Genomic DNA, 18,580 nt, shown 5'->3' with positions numbered 1-18,580 from the left:
TCCTCTCCGCCCGTGCACGCATGTTAAGGGGCTGAAAAACACCGATGGCAAAGCAAGATTACTACGAGATTTTAGGCGTTTCCAAAACAGCGGAAGAGCGTGAAATCAAAAAGGCTTATAAGCGCCTGGCCATGAAATATCACCCGGACCGCAACCAGGGTGATAAAGAGGCTGAAGCCAAATTTAAAGAAATCAAAGAAGCGTATGAAATCCTGACTGATGCCCAGAAGCGTGCGGCCTACGATCAGTACGGCCACGCGGCCTTCGAACAGGGCGGCATGGGCGGCGGCGGCGGTTTTGGCGGCGGTGCCGACTTCAGCGATATCTTTGGCGATGTTTTCGGCGATATCTTTGGCGGCGGGCGTGGTCGTCAGCGCGCGGCACGCGGCGCCGATCTCCGTTACAACATGGAGCTGACGCTGGAAGAAGCGGTGCGCGGCGTCACTAAAGAGATCCGTATTCCGACGCTGGAAGAGTGCGACGTCTGCCACGGCAGCGGCGCCAAGGCCGGCAGCAAACCGCAGACCTGTCCGACCTGTCATGGCGCGGGCCAGGTGCAGATGCGCCAGGGCTTTTTTGCTGTACAGCAGACCTGTCCGCACTGCCAGGGACGCGGTACGCTAATTAAAGATCCGTGCAATAAATGTCATGGCCATGGCCGCGTAGAAAAAACCAAAACCCTGTCGGTTAAAATTCCGGCGGGCGTGGATACCGGTGACCGGATCCGTCTGGCGGGCGAAGGCGAGGCCGGCGAACATGGCGCGCCGGCAGGCGATCTGTACGTTCAGGTTCAGGTGAAGCAGCACGCTATCTTTGAGCGTGAAGGCAATAACCTGTACTGCGAAGTTCCGATCAACTTCACCATGGCGGCGCTGGGCGGTGAGATCGAGGTCCCAACGCTCGACGGCCGCGTGAACCTGAAAATTCCAGGTGAAACCCAGACCGGCAAGCTGTTCCGCATGCGTGGAAAAGGCGTGAAATCCGTTCGCGGCGGCGCGCAGGGCGATCTGCTGTGCCGCGTAGTGGTGGAGACGCCGGTGGGGCTGAATGAGAAGCAGAAGCAGCTGCTGAAAGAGCTGCAGGAGAGCTTCGGCGGTCCGACCGGGGAAAACAACAGCCCGCGTTCGAAAAGCTTCTTTGACGGCGTGAAGAAGTTCTTCGACGACCTGACCCGCTAATTCCGCCTTTGTTGATATCCGGCCCGGGCCTTTGCTGCCCGGGCTTTTTTTCGCCTTAGAACTCCCCTTTAACTCGTAAAAAGCGAATATTAGCGCAACTTAAATCTGATTTTTTCGAGTTATCAGTGTGTGTATTATGCTTTTATCGAGTTATTCACCAACAGGATGAAAGTAAAAGTGAAACATCTGCAACGATTCTTTAGTAGCGATGCTTCCGGCGGCATTGTCTTAATTATCGCCGCCGCGCTGGCGATGGTGATGGCCAATACCAGCGTGACCAGCGGTCTGTATCACTCCTTCCTTGAGACGCCAGTACAGCTGCGTGTGGGCGCGCTGGAGATCAACAAGAACATGCTGTTATGGATCAATGATGCCCTGATGGCGGTGTTCTTTTTGCTGATTGGCCTGGAGGTCAAGCGTGAGCTGATTCAGGGGTCGCTGGCGAGCCGCCGTCAGGCGGTCTTCCCGGTGATAGCCGCGCTGGGCGGCATGATCGTCCCGGCCCTGGTCTACCTGGCCTTTAACGCCCAGGATCCTGTCGCCAGAGAAGGGTGGGCGATCCCGGCGGCGACGGATATTGCCTTTGCCCTCGGCGTGCTGGCGCTGTTAGGTAGCCGGGTCCCGACGGCGCTGAAGATTTTCCTGATGGCGCTGGCGATTATTGATGACCTCGGGGCTATCGTGATTATCGCGCTGTTTTATACCCACGACCTGTCCATGCTCTCGCTGGGCGTGGCGGCGGCGGCGATCGCGGTGCTGGTGGCCCTGAATCTGAGCGGCGTGCGGCGTACCGGGATCTATATTCTGGTTGGCGCGGTGCTGTGGACGGCGGTGCTGAAGTCTGGCGTTCACGCGACCCTTGCCGGGGTGATTGTCGGCTTTATGATCCCGCTCGAGGAAAAGCATGGCAAGTCGCCGGCCAAAGCGCTTGAGCATGTCCTGCACCCGTGGGTGGCGTTTATGATCCTGCCGCTGTTTGCCTTCGCGAACGCGGGGGTGTCACTGCAGGGGGTCACCCTTGCCGGGCTGACGTCGCTCCTGCCGCTGGGCATTATGGCTGGCCTGTTTATCGGTAAGCCGCTGGGGATTAGCCTGTTCTGCTGGCTGGCCCTGAAGCTGAAGTGGGCTTCGCTGCCGGAGGGAACCACCTGCAAGCAAATTATGGCGGTGGGGATCCTGTGCGGGATTGGCTTTACGATGTCGATTTTCATCGCCACCCTGGCCTTTGGCAGCGTGGAACCCGCGTTGATCAACTGGGCCAAGCTTGGCATTCTGATCGGCTCAGTGCTATCAGCGGTCGTCGGCTACCTCATACTGCGTCAGCGCGTGACGGATACTCGCCTCGCGGTATAACCTTTCTGCAGGAGAGCCCGTCAGGCTCTCCTGGACATTATCAGGGAGAGAAGCATGTCACATATTAACTACAATCATCTGTACTACTTCTGGCACGTGTATAAAGAAGGGTCCGTCGTGGGCGCGGCGGAGGCGCTGTTTCTGACGCCGCAGACCATTACCGGGCAGATCAAAGCCCTGGAGGAGCGCCTGCAGGGGAAATTATTTAAGCGAAAGGGAAGGGGGCTTGAGCCGAGCGAGCTGGGGGAGCTGGTTTTTCGCTATGCCGACCGGATGTTTACCCTCAGCCAGGAGATGCTCGACATCGTCAACTATCGCAAAGAGTCGAACCTGCTGTTTGACGTCGGCGTGGCCGATGCGCTCTCGAAACGGCTGGTCAGCGGCGTGCTGGATGCCGCCGTCGTAGAGAGCGAGCAGATTCATCTGCGCTGTTTTGAATCCACTCATGAGCTGCTGCTGGAGCAGCTGAGCCAGCATAAGCTCGACATGATTATCTCTGACTGCCCGATCGACTCGACGCAGCAGGAAGGGCTATTTTCGGTGAAGATTGGCGAGTGCAGCGTCAGCTTCTGGTGCATGAATCCGGCGCCGACGAAGCCGTTCCCGGCCTGCCTCGAAGAGCGGCGGCTGCTGATCCCCGGCCGGCGATCGATGCTGGGACGTAAGCTGCTGAACTGGATTAACGTGCAGGGCCTGAAGGTGGAGATCCTCGGCGAGTTTGACGACGCGGCGCTCATGAAAGCCTTCGGCGCCGCACATAATGCGATATTTGTCGCGCCGACGCTCTACGCGCATGATTTCTACCATGATGAATCGATTGTCGAAATTGGCCGTATGGATAGCGTGATGGAGGAGTATCACGCTATTTTCGCTGAACGAATGATTCAGCACCCGGCGGTACAGCGTATCTGTAATCGCGATTATTCGTCGCTGTTCACCGAACCCCGATAGCCGGAAGGCGTGGGCTGGCGTGGCTCAGATCGCGCCAGCGTGCGCTACCGGGGGAAGATGATAGGCATAAAAAAACCCGCTTTCGCGGGTTTCTTTAACAAAGTTCAGCAAGCAGGCGATTAAGCCAGTTTGTTGATCTGTGCAGTCAGGTTTGCTTTATGACGCGCAGCTTTGTTTTTGTGGATCAGACCTTTAGCAGCCTGACGGTCCACGATCGGTTGCATTTCGTTAAATGCTTTCTGTGCAGCAGCTTTGTCGCCAGCTTCGATAGCTGCGTATACTTTCTTGATGAAAGTACGCATCATAGAGCGACGGCTTGCGTTGTGCTTGCGAGCCTTTTCAGACTGAACGGCGCGCTTCTTAGCTGATTTGATATTAGCCAAGGTCCAACTCCCAAATGTGTTCTATATGGACAATTCAAAGGCCGAGGAATATGCCCGTTTAGCCTTCTTTTGTCAATGGATTTGTGCAAATAAGCGCCGTTTAACACCACAGCGCTTCATTACGTAGTGATGGCGCAAGATTCTACCAGCTTGTTGCAGGCGAATACAGCTTTTCCACCATAAAAATCGCCGGGCGCGGCCAGTTTTCCCGCTTTCTCGCGCTGAGTGAATGAATTCCTGAGAACTTTCGTTGCCGAGGTGCAATCGCTGGTTAACGTTGACAGTTGTACAAGGTATACTCGGACGATTTTCACTGTTTTGAGCCAGACATGAAGCTGATACGCGGCATACATAATCTCAGTCAGGCCCCGCACGGGTGCGTGCTGACCATTGGTAATTTCGACGGCGTGCATCGTGGGCATCAGGCGCTGCTGCAGCGGTTGCGCGAAGAGGGCCGCCAGCGCGGTTTACCGGTCGTGGTGATGATTTTTGAACCCCAGCCGCTGGAGCTCTTTGCCGCTGATAAAGCCCCGGCGCGATTGACCCGCCTGCGTGAAAAGCTGGGCTATCTGGCTGAAAGCGGGGTTGACTATGTATTGTGCGTTCGCTTTGACCGCCGGTTCGCCGCGCTAACCGCGCAGGATTTTATCAGTGAACTGCTGGTGCGTCGCCTGGGCGTGCAGTTCCTCGCCGTTGGTGACGATTTCCGCTTTGGCGCTGGTCGCCAGGGGGATTTCTTGTTATTACAAAAGGCGGGGGCGGAATATGGTTTCGACGTCACCAGTACCCAAACCTTCTGCGAAGGCGGGGTGCGAATCAGCAGCACGGCGGTACGCCAGGCGCTGGCCGATGACGATCTCCTGCTGGCGGAGACGCTGCTCGGCCATCCGTTTAGCATCTCCGGACGCGTCGTGCATGGTGATGAACTAGGCCGAACCATAGGTTTTCCGACGGCGAACTTACCGCTGCGTCGTCAGGTTTCCCCGGTTAAAGGGGTCTATGCGGTAGAAGTGACAGGGCTGGGCGACAAACCGATAGCGGGCGTCGCCAATATTGGCACCCGTCCAACGGTTGCGGGCGTGCGTCAGCAGCTCGAAGTACATCTGTTGGACGTTGTAATGGACCTCTACGGTCGCCATATCAATGTAATACTGCGTAAAAAGATACGTAACGAGCAGCGGTTTGCGTCGCTGGACGAGCTGAAGGCGCAAATCGCACGTGATGAGTTAACGGCCCGCGAATTATTTGGGCTGACCAGCCAGGCCTGAGCCACTGGTGTTTATCAAACCGAAATACGGAACCGAGAATCTGATGAGTGACTATAAATCGACCCTGAATTTGCCGGAAACAGGGTTCCCTATGCGTGGCGACCTCGCCAAACGCGAACCGGGAATGCTGGCGCGTTGGACCGATGATGACCTGTACGGCATCATTCGTGCAGCCAAAAAAGGCAAAAAAACCTTCATTCTGCATGATGGCCCTCCTTATGCGAATGGCAGCATTCATATTGGTCACTCGGTAAACAAGATTCTGAAAGACATTATCGTTAAGTCCAAAGGACTGACGGGCTATGACTCGCCTTACGTTCCGGGCTGGGACTGCCACGGTCTGCCGATCGAGCTGAAAGTGGAGCAGGAATACGGCAAGCCGGGTGAGAAATTTACCGCTGCCGAATTCCGCGCTAAGTGCCGCGAATATGCCGCCGAGCAGATCGATGGCCAGCGTAAAGACTTTATCCGTCTCGGCGTGCTGGGCGACTGGTCGCATCCGTACCTGACCATGGACTTCAAAACCGAAGCCAACATCATCCGCGCGCTGGGCAAAATCATTGGTAATGGCCACCTGCATAAAGGCGCCAAACCGGTGCACTGGTGCGTAGACTGCCGTTCCGCGCTGGCGGAAGCGGAAGTGGAGTATTACGACAAAACCTCTCCGTCTATCGATGTCGCGTTCCACGCGGTAGACAAAGCCGCGGTACTGGCGAAATTCGGCGTAGCCGACGTCAACGGTCCGGTGTCGCTGGTTATCTGGACCACCACGCCGTGGACCCTGCCGGCCAACCGCGCTATCTCTCTGTCTCCTGAGTTCGACTATGCGCTGGTGCAGGTTGACGGCCAGGCGCTGATCCTGGCGAAAGACCTTGTTGAGAGCGTAATGAAGCGCGTTGGCGCGACGGACTACACTATTCTGGCGGCGGTACAAGGTTCTGAGCTTGAGCTGATGCGCTTTAAGCATCCGTTCCTCGATTTCGCCGTGCCGGCGATCCTTGGCGACCACGTGACGCTGGATGCCGGTACCGGTGCGGTGCATACCGCTGGCGGCCACGGTCCGGACGACTACACTATCAGCCAGAAATACGGTCTGGAAATCGCCAACCCGGTTGGCCCGGACGGCGCTTACCTGCCTGGCACCTGGCCGTCTCTGGACGGCATTAATGTTTTCAAAGCCAATGACATCATCGTTGAGATGCTGCGTGAGCGTGGCGCGCTGTTACACGTTGAGAAACTGCAGCACAGCTATCCATGCTGCTGGCGCCACAAGTCGCCGATCATCTTCCGCGCCACTCCGCAGTGGTTCGTGAGCATGGATCAGAAAGGCCTGCGCGCGCAGTCGCTGAAAGAGATCAAAGGCGTGCAGTGGATCCCGGACTGGGGCCAGGCGCGTATCGAATCGATGGTCGCTAACCGCCCTGACTGGTGTATCTCCCGTCAGCGCACCTGGGGCGTGCCGATGTCGCTGTTCGTGCATAAAGAAACCCATGAACTGCACCCGCGTACCCTTGAACTGATGGAAGAAGTGGCAAAACGCGTTGAAGTTGACGGCATCCAGGCGTGGTGGGATCTCGATTCCCGCGACATTCTTGGCGATGACGCCGACAGCTACGAGAAAGTGCCGGATACCCTCGACGTCTGGTTTGACTCCGGGTCGACCCACTCTTCCGTGGTTGACGTGCGTCCGGAATTCGCCGGTCACGCCGCCGATATGTATCTGGAAGGTTCTGACCAGCATCGCGGCTGGTTCATGTCCTCGCTGATGATTTCCACGGCGATGAAAGGCAAAGCGCCATATCGTCAGGTACTGACCCACGGCTTCACCGTCGACGGTCAGGGCCGCAAAATGTCCAAGTCTATCGGCAACACCGTTAGCCCGCAGGACGTGATGAACAAGCTCGGCGCCGATATCCTGCGCCTGTGGGTGGCTTCCACCGACTACACCGGCGAAATGGCGGTCTCTGACGAGATCCTCAAACGCGCCGCCGACAGCTATCGTCGTATCCGTAACACCGCGCGCTTCCTGCTGGCGAACCTTAACGGTTTCGATCCGGCGAAAGACATGGTTAAACCGGAAGAGATGGTGGTGCTGGACCGCTGGGCGGTCGGCTGCGCGCAGGCGGCACAGGAAGATATCCTGAAAGCCTACGAATCCTACGACTTCCATGAAGTGGTGCAGCGCCTGATGCGCTTCTGCTCCATCGAGATGGGCTCGTTCTACCTCGACATCATCAAAGACCGCCAGTACACCGCCAAGGCGGACAGCGTGGCGCGTCGCAGCTGCCAGACCGCGCTGTTCCATATCGTGGAAGCGCTGGTGCGCTGGATGGCGCCGATCATGTCCTTCACCGCAGATGAAATCTGGGGCTATCTGCCTGGCGAGCGTGAGAAATATGTCTTCACCGGCGAGTGGTATGAAGGTCTGTTCGGCCTGGCCGACGACGAAGCGATGAACGACGATTTCTGGGACGAGCTGCTGAAGGTGCGTGGCGAAGTCAACAAGGTGATCGAGCAGGCGCGTGCGGATAAGAAAGTCGGCGGCTCGCTGGAAGCGGCAGTCACGCTGTATGCTGATGCCGATCTGGCGGCTAAGCTCAATGCGCTGGGCGATGAATTGCGATTTGTCCTGTTGACCTCCGGGGCGAACGTCGCAGACTATGCGAGCGCGTCCGCTGATGCGCAGCAAAGCGAACTGCTCAAAGGGTTGAAAGTCGCATTGAGTAAAGCTGAAGGTGAGAAATGCCCGCGCTGCTGGCATTACACCACCGATATCGGCAAGGTGGCGGAACACGCGGAAATCTGCGGACGCTGTGTGAGCAACGTCGCCGGTGACGGCGAGCAACGTAAATTCGCCTGATGAGTAAATCGATCTGTTCAACGGGGCTACGCTGGCTGTGGGTGGTCGTAGCCGTGCTGATTATCGATCTGGGCAGCAAATTCCTGATCCTCCAGAACTTCGCTCTGGGGGAGACGGTTCCGCTGTTCCCGTCGCTTAATCTGCATTATGCCCGCAACTATGGCGCGGCCTTTAGCTTCCTCGCCGACAGCGGCGGCTGGCAGCGCTGGTTCTTTTCCGGGATCGCGATCGGTATTTGCGTGGTGCTGACGGTGCTGATGTACCGTTCGAAGGCGACGCAAAAGCTGAACAATATTGCCTACGCGCTGATTATCGGCGGCGCGCTGGGCAACTTGTTCGATCGCCTGTGGCATGGCTTTGTGGTCGATATGATCGACTTCTACGTCGGCGACTGGCATTTTGCCACCTTCAACCTCGCCGATAGCGCGATCTGCATCGGCGCAGCGCTGATTGTGCTGGAAGGCTTCCTGCCGAAACCGACTGTGAAAGAGCAGGCGTAAATCTCAATGCCGGGTGACGTGACGCTTACCCGGCCTACAGAATTTTTGGCCCCCGTAGGCTCGGTAAGCGTAATGCCGCCGGGCACCGGGTGACCTAAACAAGCGAGCAATTTGCATGTCTAAATCCGTACAGAGCAACAGCGCGGTACTGGTGCACTTCACTCTGAAACTGGACGACGGCTCCACTGCCGAGTCCACCCGCAGCAACGGCAAACCGGCGCTGTTTCGCCTCGGCGACACCTCTTTGTCTGAAGGGCTGGAGCAACAGCTTCTCGGTTTGAAAGAGGGGGAGAAAAAGGCCTTTTCGCTGGAGCCTGACGCCGCCTTTGGCGTACCCAGCCCGGACCTGATTCAGTATTTCTCTCGCCGCGAGTTTATCGACGCTGGCGAGCCGGAGATCGGCGCGATTATGCTCTTTACCGCAATGGATGGCAGCGAAATGCCTGGCGTGATCCGCGAAGTGAACGGCGATTTCATCACCGTTGACTTCAACCATCCGCTGGCCGGGCGCACTGTTCATTTTGATATTGAAGTGCTGGAGATCGATCCGGCGCTGGAGGAGTAACATGCAGATCCTGTTGGCTAACCCGCGCGGTTTTTGCGCTGGCGTTGACCGCGCTATCAGCATTGTAGAAAACGCGCTGACGCTGTATGGCGCACCGATCTATGTTCGTCATGAAGTGGTGCACAACCGCTATGTGGTGGATAGCCTGCGCAAGCGTGGCGCCATTTTTATCGAACAGATCAGCGAAGTGCCGGACGGCGCGATCCTGATTTTCTCCGCCCACGGCGTGTCGCAGGCGGTACGCAACGAAGCGAAGAGCCGCGACCTGACGGTGTTCGATGCTACCTGTCCGCTGGTGACCAAAGTCCATATGGAAGTCGCCCGCGCCAGCCGCCGCGGCGAAGAGTCGATTCTGATTGGCCATGCCGGCCACCCGGAAGTCGAAGGTACCATGGGACAGTACAACAACCCGCAAGGGGGGATGTACCTGGTCGAGTCGCCGGAAGACGTGCTGAAGCTGGAAGTGAAAAATGACGCCCGGCTGTCGTTTATGACCCAGACCACGCTCTCCGTCGACGATACCTCGGATGTGATTGACGCCCTGCGCGCGCGTTTTCCGAAAATCGTCGGCCCGCGCAAAGACGACATTTGCTATGCTACCACTAACCGTCAGGAAGCCGTGCGCGCGCTGGCGGAGCAGGCTGACGTAGTGCTGGTGGTCGGGTCGAAAAACTCCTCCAACTCTAACCGCCTCGCCGAGCTGGCGCAGCGGATGGGTAAGGCGGCTTACCTGATTGACGACGCCTCCGATATCCAGGAAGCGTGGGTCAAGGATGCGGCCTGCGTCGGCGTGACGGCGGGCGCGTCGGCGCCGGATATTCTGGTGCAGAACGTCATTACCCGCCTGCAGGAGCTGGGCGGCGGCGAAGCCGTGCCGCTGGAAGGCCGGGAAGAGAATATCGTCTTTGAAGTGCCGAAAGAGCTGCGTGTGGATGTCCGTGAAGTAGAGTAAGTTCTTTCCTCCAGCAGTATGAGAAGATGCCAGACTTAACGTCTGGCATTTTTTTAGGGAGAAACCATGCGCTTACCAATCATTCTTGATACCGATCCGGGCATCGACGATGCCGCCGCCATTGCCGCGGCGCTGTTCGCGCCTGAGCTGGATCTGCAGTTGATGACCACCGTAGCGGGCAATGTCTCGGTGGAGAAGACGACCCGTAACGCGCTGCAATTGCTGCATTTCTGGAATGCCGATGTACCGCTGGCGCAGGGGGCGTCGATGCCGCTGGTGCGTCCGTTGCGCGACGCCGCCTCGGTGCATGGCGAATCCGGCATGGAGGGGTATGACTTTGTTGAGCATCAACGTCAACCGCTGGCGAAGCCGGCCTTCCAGGCGATCCGTGATGCGCTTATGCATGCTGCCGAGCCGATCACCCTGGTGGCGATTGGCCCGCTGACCAATATAGCGCTGCTGCTGACCCAGTACCCGGAATGCGTGTTTAATATTCGCCGGCTGGTGATCATGGGCGGCTCGGCGGGCCGCGGCAACTTCACGCCGAATGCGGAATTCAATATCGCTATCGACCCGGAAGCCGCCGCGAAAGTGTTCCATAGTGGGCTGGAGATTGTGATGTGCGGGCTGGACGTCACCAACCGGGCGCTGCTGGCGGCGGATTATCTGGCGACGCTGCCGACGCTGAACCAGACCGGTAAAATGCTCCATGCGCTGTTTAGCCACTATCGCAGCGGCAGCATGAGCAGTGGTCTGCGCATGCACGACTTGTGCGCTATTGCGTGGCTGGCCCGCCCGGAACTGTTCACTCTCCAGCCGTGCTTTGTGGCGGTGGAGACGCAGGGGACCTGGACCGCCGGCACCACGGTGGTGGATATCGAAGGACGACTGGGCCAGCCGGCGAACGCCCAGGTGGCGCTGGATATCGACGTCGAAGGGTTTCAGCGCTGGGCGGCGGAGGTGATTGCCCTGGCGCCGTGATATATCACTCGATTTTCAAGGAGAGAAGCAATGACCTATGGACAGGCGTATTTGAGCGGCTGGAAAGAGACCTTTAATTTTAGCGGACGCGCCAGCCGGCAGCAGTTCTGGACGTTTTTTCTTATCAATGTGCTGATCGCCGCCGCGCCAGTGGCCGCCTGGAGTCTGGCCACCCTTGTTGACCCTCACTACGGGATCCTCAGTTTTGTTGTCATACCCTTTGCGGCGCTGTGGCTGCTGTTGATGGCGATCCCCCTGCTGGCTGTAGGCTGCCGGCGGATGCATGATATCGGCCGCTCCGGGATCTGGTTTGTGTTGGGGGTTATCATTCCGTGGTTTGCAATTATTTCGCTGGCTCTGTGCTGCCTGCGCTCAGCGCCGGCACCGTCTCGCTGAGATAATCGATCATCGCCCGCATCCTGGCGGGCATATGCTTATCTCCCGCCCACAGCAGCCACAGATCGCCGGAGTAGCTGCTGATAAATTCCCACTCGGGCAGCACCTGCACGATGTCGCCGTTCGCCAGCGCCTCACGGGCGGTGAACAGCGGCAGGCTGCCGATCCCTAAATGCTGCCTGACCGCGTCGAGGCGTACGGCGGTATGGTTGGCGGCGTACCGCCCGTAGGTTTGCACCGTTTCTGTTTTGCCTTCCCGACGGAACTTCCAGCGCGCATCGGCGGGCGTTTCGCCAAGGCTAATGCAGCTATGCGCGCGCAGATCCTGCGGCGTGTACGGCGTACCGTGCTGCTGTAAATAGGCCTCAGTGGCGCAGATAATGTGCCTGATTGGCATCAGCGGTTTGCCATGCAGGCCGGGGGAGGGGGTATCGGTGATGCGTAGCGCCAGATCAATACCGTCATCGATAAAATCGAGAGGGCGATCTTCCAGCCGCAGGCAGACGTCCACCTGCGGGTAGCGGTGGAAAAACGCCATCATCAGCGGGTGGATCACAAAGCGGCCGACGGCTTTCGGGACGCTTAGCGTCAGCTTTCCCTGGGCGACCGTTTGGCGACTGCCTGCGGAATCCATTGCCTGTCGCGCCGCTTCCAGCATCTGCTGGGCATGCTGATATATCGTTTCCCCGGCATCGCTAAGACGCAGCTTGCGGGTGGTACGCTGCAGCAGTTTGCAGCCCATCTCTCGCTCCAGCCGTGACACGCTGCGGCTAACGGCTGAAGGGGTAATGCCGTTCTGGCGGGCGACGGCGGAGAAGCTGCCCTGGTCGACTATCTGAACGAAAAGAGCGAGGTCGGGCAGGAGGTTCAGATTCATTTGTGCTCCCGGAGCAAGAGTGCATTGGCTGGTGGTGGGATTATCGCTGTCGGCATTAATAATATACTGGCCGGACAGAGAGGAGAATCACTATGACTGAACGGGTTTATTACACCAGCGATGCTACCGACGGGCGCGCCCAGATCATCGCCTGCACTGCAGAAGCGGATGGCCGTTACGCCATCGAACTGGATCGGACGCTGTTTCACCCGCAAGGGGGCGGTCAACCGGCGGACCGTGGATGGATTGCCGGGCAGGTGGTTGAGACGGTGGCTGTGCGCGGCGAAAGGGTGCTGCATATTCTGTCGCAACCCCTTCCCCTCGGTGAAGTGGAGATGAAAATTGATGCCTCCGCGAGACAGCTGCATGCTCGTCTGCATTCTGCCGGCCACCTGCTTGGCCTGGCGGGCGAACAGCTTGGCTGGCAACCGGTGAAAGCGCACCACTGGCCCGGCGAAGGGCGGATAACCTTTGCCAGCAGGAATAGCGCCGCGCTGCCGGAAGCCAGTGCGCTACTGGCGCTAGTGAAGGCATGGCAGGCGCAGGACTTACCGCGTCAGGTGACGTTCGCTAATGGCATGCGCAAGGTGGGATTCGGCGAACTGCCAGCCTATCCCTGCGGAGGCACCCACGTCGCCCGTCTGGCGGAGCTGGGCGACATTGTCATTAGTCAGATTAAGATGAAGAAGGGGCAGCTGGTGGTCAGCTACACCCTGGCGTAAGCGTTTTATCTCTGCTCAGGATAGGTCTGCTTGCCGTGATAGATACGCTCAGGTCGGCCAACCTTGCCGTAGCTGATTTCCGCTTCCAGAAAGTCGTTCTTCACTCCTTGTTCCAGATAACGGCGAGCGGTGGTTTTGCTGCTGCCGAGGATACGGGCCAGCGAGTCGGCGGTATGCACCACCGTCGGGTCGGCAAACAGCTGGAGCACGCGCTGAAAGGTGCTTTCATCGATCCCGCGCAGTGGTGCGCTGGCGGGTTCCGTTTGTTCCCGGGCCTGAATATTAAACAGCGCGTCGACATGGAGCTGGCTGGCCTGTTCGCTGGAGCGCAGCGAGCTACGATAGCGGGCAAAGCGCTCCAGCGTGTGCTGCAGGCGCTGATAGTGCACCGGCTTAATCAGGTAATCAAACACCCCAAGACGCAGCGCTTCGCTGATGGTTTCCATGTGATTATCCGCAGTAATAAAGATAATCCTTCCCTTGTAATGTGTACTGACTGCATGGCGGATCAGATCGATACCTTTGCCGTCGGGTAAAAAATTATCCAGCAGGATCAGCTGCGGTTGATACAGTCTGAGCTGTTTCCTGGCGCTCTCAAGCTTATCCGCAATACCAATGACGTCGAACTGGGGAAACTGTTTAATGTTATCCACCAGGATCTCCGCCAGCATAGGTTCGTCTTCAACAATAAGAGTAGTGATGCTATCCATGATGTTCATCTCGGGTCAGGGGGATATAAAGCGTAAAAATGGTGCCAAAAGGAATATTATTTTCGACGACGATACTGCCGCCTGCTTGTTCCACGTAGCTGCGTACCAGCCAGAGTCCGATACCATGATCTTTGCTGGTGCTGCTGGTGACGCCGCGCTCGAAGATCCGATCGTGCAGCGCCTCGTCAATGCCGCATCCCTGGTCGGCGATCTCAATGATCACCTCCTGGCCATCACTGTTGATCAGGCATTCGATCTGTTTTGAACCCTGCGGTTGACGCAGGCTGGCATTGTAGGCGTTATCAAGTAGATTCCCCACGATCGAGATCCATTCGTTGTGCGAAAGGGCGGTAGGTAATCTATCAACGAAGCAGGCCGGATCGAAAATCAGCTCAAGTCCAAGCTCTTTGGCCCGGTAATATTTGCCGATCAACAGCCCGGCCAGGTGGTTGTCCTGGAAATTGCGTGCAATAAAATCGATCACCTTCTGGTGACTTTCCGACTGCTGTTGGATCAGTTCCAGCGCTTGGTTATAGCGTTTAAGAAACAGCAGACCGGCGATAGTGGAGATCAGATTGCGATGCTCATGCTGTACGGCGCGCAGGTTATCGGCATATTGTTGTACCTGGCTAAGCTGCAGGCTAAGGGTGTTGATATCGTCTTTGCTGCGAAAGCTGATCACCCAGCCCTGTGGCTCATTGTTTAAGATCACCGCCATCCGGCTGGCGATCACTTTGATCTGATTGAAGGTAACGATTTCGTCTTTTTTATTGGTCTGTGGCGCATCGTAGAAGAAGACCTCCTGCGAGATAACGCTGCTGATCCGTTTGCCGATAAGCGTCGGTTCCGGCTGACTCAAATTGAGCAGGCGACGCGCAGTCTGATTAATCGCAGTGATTTTATAATCGGAGTCGATGGCGATAAGCCCTTCGAACACCGATTCAAACAGCACGCTTTGCTGGATCAACAGCTGTGACAGCTGCTGGGGTTCCATATTGAGCATCTGTTTTTTGATATGCAGTGAGAAGCGGCGGGCGCAAAAGAGCAGAAGCAGTAACATGATGGCCATCGGGATCAGCAGCGAACTTATCTGCAGGCTGAGCCAGTTTTCCAGTTGCTCAATGGTATAGCCTACCGACACAATGCCGATCACCTTGCCGGTTGCGTCCTGAATCGGCGATTTACCGCGCAGCGACGATCCCAGCGAGCCTTTGCGCACTGACACGTAGCTTTTAGCGTTTATCAACGCCTCATCGCTATCGCCGCCTTCCATCGATTTGCCGATTTCATCAGGATTGACGTGATAGAGGCGCTGGCCGCTGGCATCACCGACGGTGATGTAGGTGGCGTCGGAGAACGAACGCATGGGGTCGATAAGGGCTTTGATTCTGGCGAGATCGCGTTTCTGCACTGCCTCCACCAGCTCCGGCATCGCCGAAATCTGCATCGCCTGAATCAGCGCCCGTTGCCCGACCTGATAATGCAGACGCTCCTCGGTAATGTCTGTCAGATACCATGACATCGCCAGCATGACGATCGTCGAGGTGAATAAGATCAGCAGGAAGATGCGATTCTGAAACGATCGCCTGGCAAACCAGTGGGTGATTTTTCGGGTATACATTGGGTAGATAGACATTAAATTGTTATTCTCCCCGTTTTGCGCCCCCGGCGCCGACAGGTGGAGCACAGAACAGAAAATTTCAGACATGTGCCCGGCCCCGTCATGCCAAGAGTGGGTATCAAATCAGCCCGGAGGTGGGGCGACAGCCACACCTCCGGGAAGGATGTCGGCCTACATCGCCAGCACGTACTTGAGCATCACCCCGGCGGCGATCGCCGAGCCGATCACCCCCGCCACGTTCGGGCCCATCGCGTGCATCAGCAGGAAGTTCTGCCCGTCCGCTTCCAGACCCACCTTGTTCGACACCCGCGCCGCCATCGGCACCGCCGACACCCCCGCCGAGCCGATCAGCGGGTTGATTTTGTGCCGGCTGAACACGTTCATCAGCTTCGCCATCAGCACCCCGGCGGCGGTCCCCACGCAGAAGGCGATCACCCCCAGCACCAGGATCCCCAGCGTCTGCGGCTGCAGGAACTTGTCCGCCACCAGCTTGGCCCCCACCGACAGCCCGAGGAAGATGGTGACGATGTTGATCAGCGCGTTCTGCACCGTATCGCTCAGCCGCTCCACCACGCCGCTCTCGCGCATCAGGTTGCCGAAGCAGAACATCCCCAGCAGCGGCGCGGCGTCCGGCAGCAGGAGCGCCACCAGCAGCAACAGCACCGCCGGGAAGAGGATCTTCTCCCGCTTACTCACCGTGCGCAGCTGCACCATGCGGATCTTCCGCTCCTTATCCGTGGTCAGCGCCTTCATGATCGGCGGCTGGATCAGCGGCACCAGCGCCATATAGGAGTACGCCGCCACCGCGATGGCCCCCAGCAGCTCCGGCGCCAGCTTGCCCGACAGGTAAATCGCCGTCGGGCCGTCGGCGCCGCCGATGATGCCGATGGCCGCCGCCTGCGGCAGGGTGAAGCTGATGATGCCGAAGTAGTTCAGCGTCAGCGCCCCGAGCACGGTGGCGAAGATCCCGAACTGCGCCGCCGCCCCCAGCAGCAGGGTGCGCGGGTTAGCCAGCAGCGGGCCGAAATCGGTCATCGCCCCGACGCCCATAAAGATGACCAGCGGCGCGATGCCCGAGCCAATCGCCACCTTATAGAAGATGGCCAGCACCCCGGCGGAGTAGCCCATGTCCACCGCGAGGCTCTCCATCTGCCCCTGTACCGACGGCAGGGCCAGCGCCAGTGCCTCTTTGATGGCGTGGACGTCCGGCGCGCAGTGGAGCTTCGCGGCAATCACCGCCAGCTGCGCCGGGTCGTGGTGAGCCAGCAGGCTCTCCAGGGCGGTGAGCGCCAGCCCGGCCTCCGGGATATTGGAGAGCAGGCCGCCGAAGCCAATCGGCAGCAGCAGTAACGGCTCGAACTTCTTCGCAATCGCCAGCCAGAGCAGCAGCAGGCTGACCAGCAGCATGATGGCCTGGCCGGCGCCGAGGTGCATCAGCCCCATGCCCTGAATCAGGGCGTTCAGACTTTCCATTTCCGTTCCTTTTCCTTACGCCAGGGTCATCAGGGTGTCGCCGACCGCCACCGCGTCGCCGGCTTTCACCGCGATACCGCGCACGGTCCCGGCCTGCGCGGCGCGGATTTCGGTCTCCATCTTCATGGCTTCCAGAATCAGCAGCACCTCGCCTGCGGCCACCGTCTGGCCTTCGCTGGCCAGCACCTTCCAGATAGTGCCCGCCAGCGGGGCGGTCACCGGGGTACCGGCGCCGGCCGGGGCGGCAGCGGCGGGTGCAGAGGCAGGAGCAGCCGCCGTCAGCTGGCTGACGTCACCGCCGTCGCTGACTTTGACCACAAAGGCTTTGCCTTCCACCTCCACGGTGTAGACGCCGGAGGCGGCAGGTTTTTCTGCTTTTGCCACTGGCTGCGCGGCTTCCGCCTGCGGTACCGGCTCAAAGGCCGCCGGGTTGTGGCGGTTTTCGAGGAATTTCAGGCCGGGCTGCGGGAACAGCGCCACGGTGAGCACGTCGTCGATGGCGTTTTCGGCAAGCGTGATGCCCTTCTCCTGCGCCTGGCGTTTCACATCCGCTTCCAGCGCGGCCAGCTCCGGCTTGAGTAAATCCGCCGGGCGGCAGGTGACGGCGTCGGCGCCGTCGAGCACCCGCGCCTGCAGGGCGGCGTTAACCGGCGCCGGGGTGTGGCCGTATTCGCCTTTCAGGATACCGGCAGTCTCCTTCGCAATGGTTTTGTAGCGCTCGCCGCCCAGCACGTTGAGCACCGCCTGGGTGCCGACAATCTGCGAGGTCGGGGTCACCAGCGGGATGAAGCCGAGGTCCTCGCGCACGCGGGGGATTTCCGCCAGCACCTCATCCAGACGGTGGGCGGCGCTCTGCTGCTTCAGCTGGCCTTCAAGGTTGGTGAGCATCCCGCCCGGCACCTGGGCGACGAGGATACGGCTGTCGGTGCCTTTCAGCTGGCCTTCGAAGGCGTGGTATTTTTTGCGCACCTCGCGGAAGTACGCGGCGATGCTCTCCAGCCTGTGGATATCGAGGCCGGTGTCGTACGGTGTGCCGGCGAGGGTGGCCACCAGCGCTTCGGTGGCCGGGTGGCCATAGGTGGCGCTCATCGAGGAGATGGCGGTGTCGACGCCGTCGATCCCGGCTTCAATGGCCTTCAGCAGCGCCATCTCCGCCATCCCGGTGGTGGCATGGCAGTGCAGGTGCAGGGTGACGTCGTAGCGCTTCTTGATTTCACTGACCAGCTCAAAGGCGGCATGCGGGGTGAGGATGCCGGACATGTCCTTGATGGCGACGGAGTCAACGCCGGTCTCCAGCAGCTGTTCGGTGAGGTCGAGCCAGGTCTGCAGGGTGTGGGCCGGGCTGGTGGTATAGCTGAGGGTGCCCTGGGCGTGGGCGCCGTGGCGGCGGACCGCCTGCAGGGCGGCCTGCATGTTGCGCGGGTCGTTCATGGCATCAAAGACGCGGAAGACGTCCATGCCGTTTTTGACGGCGCGCTCCACGAAGCGCTCCACCACGTCGTCGGCGTAGTGGCGGTAGCCGAGCAGGTTCTGGCCGCGGAGCAGCATCTGCAGCGGGGTCTTCGGCATCGCCTTTTTCAGCTCGCGCAGGCGGACCCACGGGTCCTCGCCGAGAAAGCGGATGCAGGCGTCAAAGGTGGCGCCGCCCCAGCACTCCAGCGAGCGGTAGCCGACGTCGTCCAGCTGAGCGGCGACGGGGAGCATATCGTCAAGGCGCAGACGGGTGGCGAACAGGGACTGGTGGGCGTCGCGCAGGACGACATCGGTAATGGCAACGGTCATGAATTCCT

General features: G+C 59.0%; 17 protein-coding genes and 1 pseudogene. 12 read left to right on the top strand and 6 right to left on the bottom strand.

The genetic code is table 11. The annotated features are described in order from the left end of the window. Positions 1-44 precede the first annotated feature (44 nt). From dnaJ to nhaR, 3 genes are all read left to right on the top strand, one after another. Positions 45-1,178, top strand: coding sequence for a molecular chaperone DnaJ (gene dnaJ / locus OHJ17_RS21550; RefSeq protein WP_002887955.1), 1,134 nt, complete (start codon positions 45-47; stop codon positions 1,176-1,178). Between the two features lie 177 nt (positions 1,179-1,355). Beyond that, a complete protein-coding gene (nhaA, locus tag OHJ17_RS21545) occupies positions 1,356-2,531 on the top strand; it encodes a Na+/H+ antiporter NhaA (protein WP_032433829.1) in 1,176 nt (391 codons plus the stop codon). Between the two features lie 54 nt (positions 2,532-2,585). Continuing rightward, positions 2,586-3,482: a transcriptional activator NhaR gene (gene nhaR / locus OHJ17_RS21540; RefSeq protein WP_002887961.1), complete on the top strand. Its 897-nt coding sequence runs from the start codon at positions 2,586-2,588 to the stop codon at positions 3,480-3,482. A 119-nt stretch (positions 3,483-3,601) separates the two neighbouring features. On the opposite strand, the gene rpsT is transcribed toward nhaR, so the two are convergent. After that, positions 3,602-3,865 carry a 30S ribosomal protein S20 gene (rpsT, locus tag OHJ17_RS21535; RefSeq protein WP_002887965.1) on the bottom strand — a complete coding sequence of 88 codons (264 nt, stop codon included), beginning with the start codon at positions 3,863-3,865 and terminating at the stop codon, positions 3,602-3,604. Positions 3,866-3,981: 116 nt separating this feature from the next. Between rpsT and OHJ17_RS26480 the strand changes: the two are divergent. The 8 genes and pseudogenes from OHJ17_RS26480 to OHJ17_RS21500 all read left to right on the top strand — a co-directional run. Then, positions 3,982-4,187, top strand: a pseudogene (locus tag OHJ17_RS26480) (DUF2575 domain-containing protein); the annotation flags it as partial. 7 nt (positions 4,188-4,194) lie between these two features. After that, positions 4,195-5,133 carry a bifunctional riboflavin kinase/FAD synthetase gene (gene ribF, locus OHJ17_RS21530; protein ID WP_002887969.1) on the top strand — a complete coding sequence of 313 codons (939 nt, stop codon included), beginning with the start codon at positions 4,195-4,197 and terminating at the stop codon, positions 5,131-5,133. A 43-nt stretch (positions 5,134-5,176) separates the two neighbouring features. Continuing rightward, positions 5,177-7,993 carry an isoleucine--tRNA ligase gene (gene ileS, locus OHJ17_RS21525; RefSeq protein ID WP_032433908.1) on the top strand — a complete coding sequence of 939 codons (2,817 nt, stop codon included), beginning with the start codon at positions 5,177-5,179 and terminating at the stop codon, positions 7,991-7,993. Then, positions 7,993-8,493, top strand: a complete 501-nt coding sequence (lspA, locus tag OHJ17_RS21520; protein ID WP_002887973.1) for a signal peptidase II — start codon at positions 7,993-7,995, stop codon at positions 8,491-8,493. The genes ileS and lspA overlap by 1 nt, the downstream gene beginning before the upstream one ends. Positions 8,494-8,608: 115 nt before the next feature. Next, the gene (gene fkpB, locus OHJ17_RS21515; protein WP_267302612.1) at positions 8,609-9,058 is read left to right on the top strand and encodes an FKBP-type peptidyl-prolyl cis-trans isomerase; all 450 of its coding nucleotides are present in this window, start codon (positions 8,609-8,611) and stop codon (positions 9,056-9,058) included. Position 9,059: 1 nt separating this feature from the next. Then, positions 9,060-10,010 carry a 4-hydroxy-3-methylbut-2-enyl diphosphate reductase gene (gene ispH / locus OHJ17_RS21510; protein ID WP_002887979.1) on the top strand — a complete coding sequence of 317 codons (951 nt, stop codon included), beginning with the start codon at positions 9,060-9,062 and terminating at the stop codon, positions 10,008-10,010. A gap of 66 nt (positions 10,011-10,076) precedes the next feature. Next, positions 10,077-10,991 carry a ribonucleoside hydrolase RihC gene (gene rihC / locus OHJ17_RS21505; protein WP_002887981.1) on the top strand — a complete coding sequence of 305 codons (915 nt, stop codon included), beginning with the start codon at positions 10,077-10,079 and terminating at the stop codon, positions 10,989-10,991. 30 nt (positions 10,992-11,021) lie between these two features. Then, the gene (locus OHJ17_RS21500) at positions 11,022-11,387 is read left to right on the top strand and encodes a DUF805 domain-containing protein (protein WP_016529043.1); all 366 of its coding nucleotides are present in this window, start codon (positions 11,022-11,024) and stop codon (positions 11,385-11,387) included. Here the strand turns inward: OHJ17_RS21500 and OHJ17_RS21495 are convergent. Further along, entirely contained in the window at positions 11,335-12,264 is a 930-nt protein-coding gene (locus OHJ17_RS21495) for a LysR family transcriptional regulator (RefSeq protein ID WP_032433830.1), read from the bottom strand. The genes OHJ17_RS21500 and OHJ17_RS21495 overlap by 53 nt on opposite strands. Positions 12,265-12,356: 92 nt before the next feature. On the opposite strand from OHJ17_RS21495, the gene OHJ17_RS21490 reads away from it, so the two are divergent. Beyond that, complete coding sequence (locus OHJ17_RS21490; RefSeq protein WP_032433832.1) at positions 12,357-12,986, top strand: serine-tRNA(Ala) deacylase AlaX; 630 nt, start codon at positions 12,357-12,359, stop codon at positions 12,984-12,986. A gap of 5 nt (positions 12,987-12,991) precedes the next feature. On the opposite strand, the gene OHJ17_RS21485 is transcribed toward OHJ17_RS21490, so the two are convergent. The 4 genes from OHJ17_RS21485 to oadA all read right to left on the bottom strand — a co-directional run bounded on the left by OHJ17_RS21485 (position 12,992) and on the right by oadA (position 18,572). Next, positions 12,992-13,696 (bottom strand): citrate response regulator transcription factor CitB, encoded by a 705-nt coding sequence (locus tag OHJ17_RS21485; RefSeq protein WP_004222618.1) that lies wholly within the window; start codon positions 13,694-13,696, stop codon positions 12,992-12,994. After that, a complete protein-coding gene (locus OHJ17_RS21480; protein ID WP_045327963.1) occupies positions 13,689-15,317 on the bottom strand; it encodes a citrate sensor histidine kinase CitA in 1,629 nt (542 codons plus the stop codon). Before OHJ17_RS21480 ends, OHJ17_RS21485 begins: the two co-directional genes overlap by 8 nt. Before the next feature lie 171 nt (positions 15,318-15,488). Then, positions 15,489-16,790: an oxalacetate decarboxylase subunit beta gene (locus OHJ17_RS21475; protein WP_004181423.1), complete on the bottom strand. Its 1,302-nt coding sequence runs from the start codon at positions 16,788-16,790 to the stop codon at positions 15,489-15,491. A gap of 15 nt (positions 16,791-16,805) precedes the next feature. Continuing rightward, positions 16,806-18,572 (bottom strand): sodium-extruding oxaloacetate decarboxylase subunit alpha, encoded by a 1,767-nt coding sequence (gene oadA, locus OHJ17_RS21470; RefSeq protein ID WP_250949999.1) that lies wholly within the window; start codon positions 18,570-18,572, stop codon positions 16,806-16,808. Positions 18,573-18,580: the final 8 nt, after the last annotated feature.

The organism is Klebsiella sp. KP20-425-1 (assembly GCF_025813515.1).
In the GTDB taxonomy this organism is placed as follows: domain Bacteria; phylum Pseudomonadota; class Gammaproteobacteria; order Enterobacterales; family Enterobacteriaceae; genus Klebsiella; species Klebsiella pneumoniae.
This window is presented reverse-complemented; position numbering and strand designations above follow the sequence as displayed.

Bases quoted from the DNA above. Each gene is read 5' to 3' on its own strand.
- dnaJ (WP_002887955.1), top strand. From the start codon at position 45: ATGGCAAAGCAAGATTACTACGAGATTTTAGGCGTTTCCAAAACAGCG.
- nhaR (WP_002887961.1), top strand. From the start codon at position 2,586: ATGTCACATATTAACTACAATCATCTGTACTACTTCTGGCACGTGTAT.
- ribF (WP_002887969.1), top strand. From the start codon at position 4,195: ATGAAGCTGATACGCGGCATACATAATCTCAGTCAGGCCCCGCACGGG.
- ileS (WP_032433908.1), top strand. From the start codon at position 5,177: ATGAGTGACTATAAATCGACCCTGAATTTGCCGGAAACAGGGTTCCCT.
- lspA (WP_002887973.1), top strand. From the start codon at position 7,993: ATGAGTAAATCGATCTGTTCAACGGGGCTACGCTGGCTGTGGGTGGTC.
- fkpB (WP_267302612.1), top strand. From the start codon at position 8,609: ATGTCTAAATCCGTACAGAGCAACAGCGCGGTACTGGTGCACTTCACT.
- ispH (WP_002887979.1), top strand. From the start codon at position 9,060: ATGCAGATCCTGTTGGCTAACCCGCGCGGTTTTTGCGCTGGCGTTGAC.
- rihC (WP_002887981.1), top strand. From the start codon at position 10,077: ATGCGCTTACCAATCATTCTTGATACCGATCCGGGCATCGACGATGCC.
- OHJ17_RS21500 (WP_016529043.1), top strand. From the start codon at position 11,022: ATGACCTATGGACAGGCGTATTTGAGCGGCTGGAAAGAGACCTTTAAT.
- OHJ17_RS21495 (WP_032433830.1), bottom strand. From the start codon at position 12,264: ATGAATCTGAACCTCCTGCCCGACCTCGCTCTTTTCGTTCAGATAGTC.
- OHJ17_RS21490 (WP_032433832.1), top strand. From the start codon at position 12,357: ATGACTGAACGGGTTTATTACACCAGCGATGCTACCGACGGGCGCGCC.
- OHJ17_RS21485 (WP_004222618.1), bottom strand. From the start codon at position 13,696: ATGGATAGCATCACTACTCTTATTGTTGAAGACGAACCTATGCTGGCG.
- OHJ17_RS21480 (WP_045327963.1), bottom strand. From the start codon at position 15,317: ATGTATACCCGAAAAATCACCCACTGGTTTGCCAGGCGATCGTTTCAG.
- OHJ17_RS21475 (WP_004181423.1), bottom strand. From the start codon at position 16,790: ATGGAAAGTCTGAACGCCCTGATTCAGGGCATGGGGCTGATGCACCTC.
- oadA (WP_250949999.1), bottom strand. From the start codon at position 18,572: ATGACCGTTGCCATTACCGATGTCGTCCTGCGCGACGCCCACCAGTCC.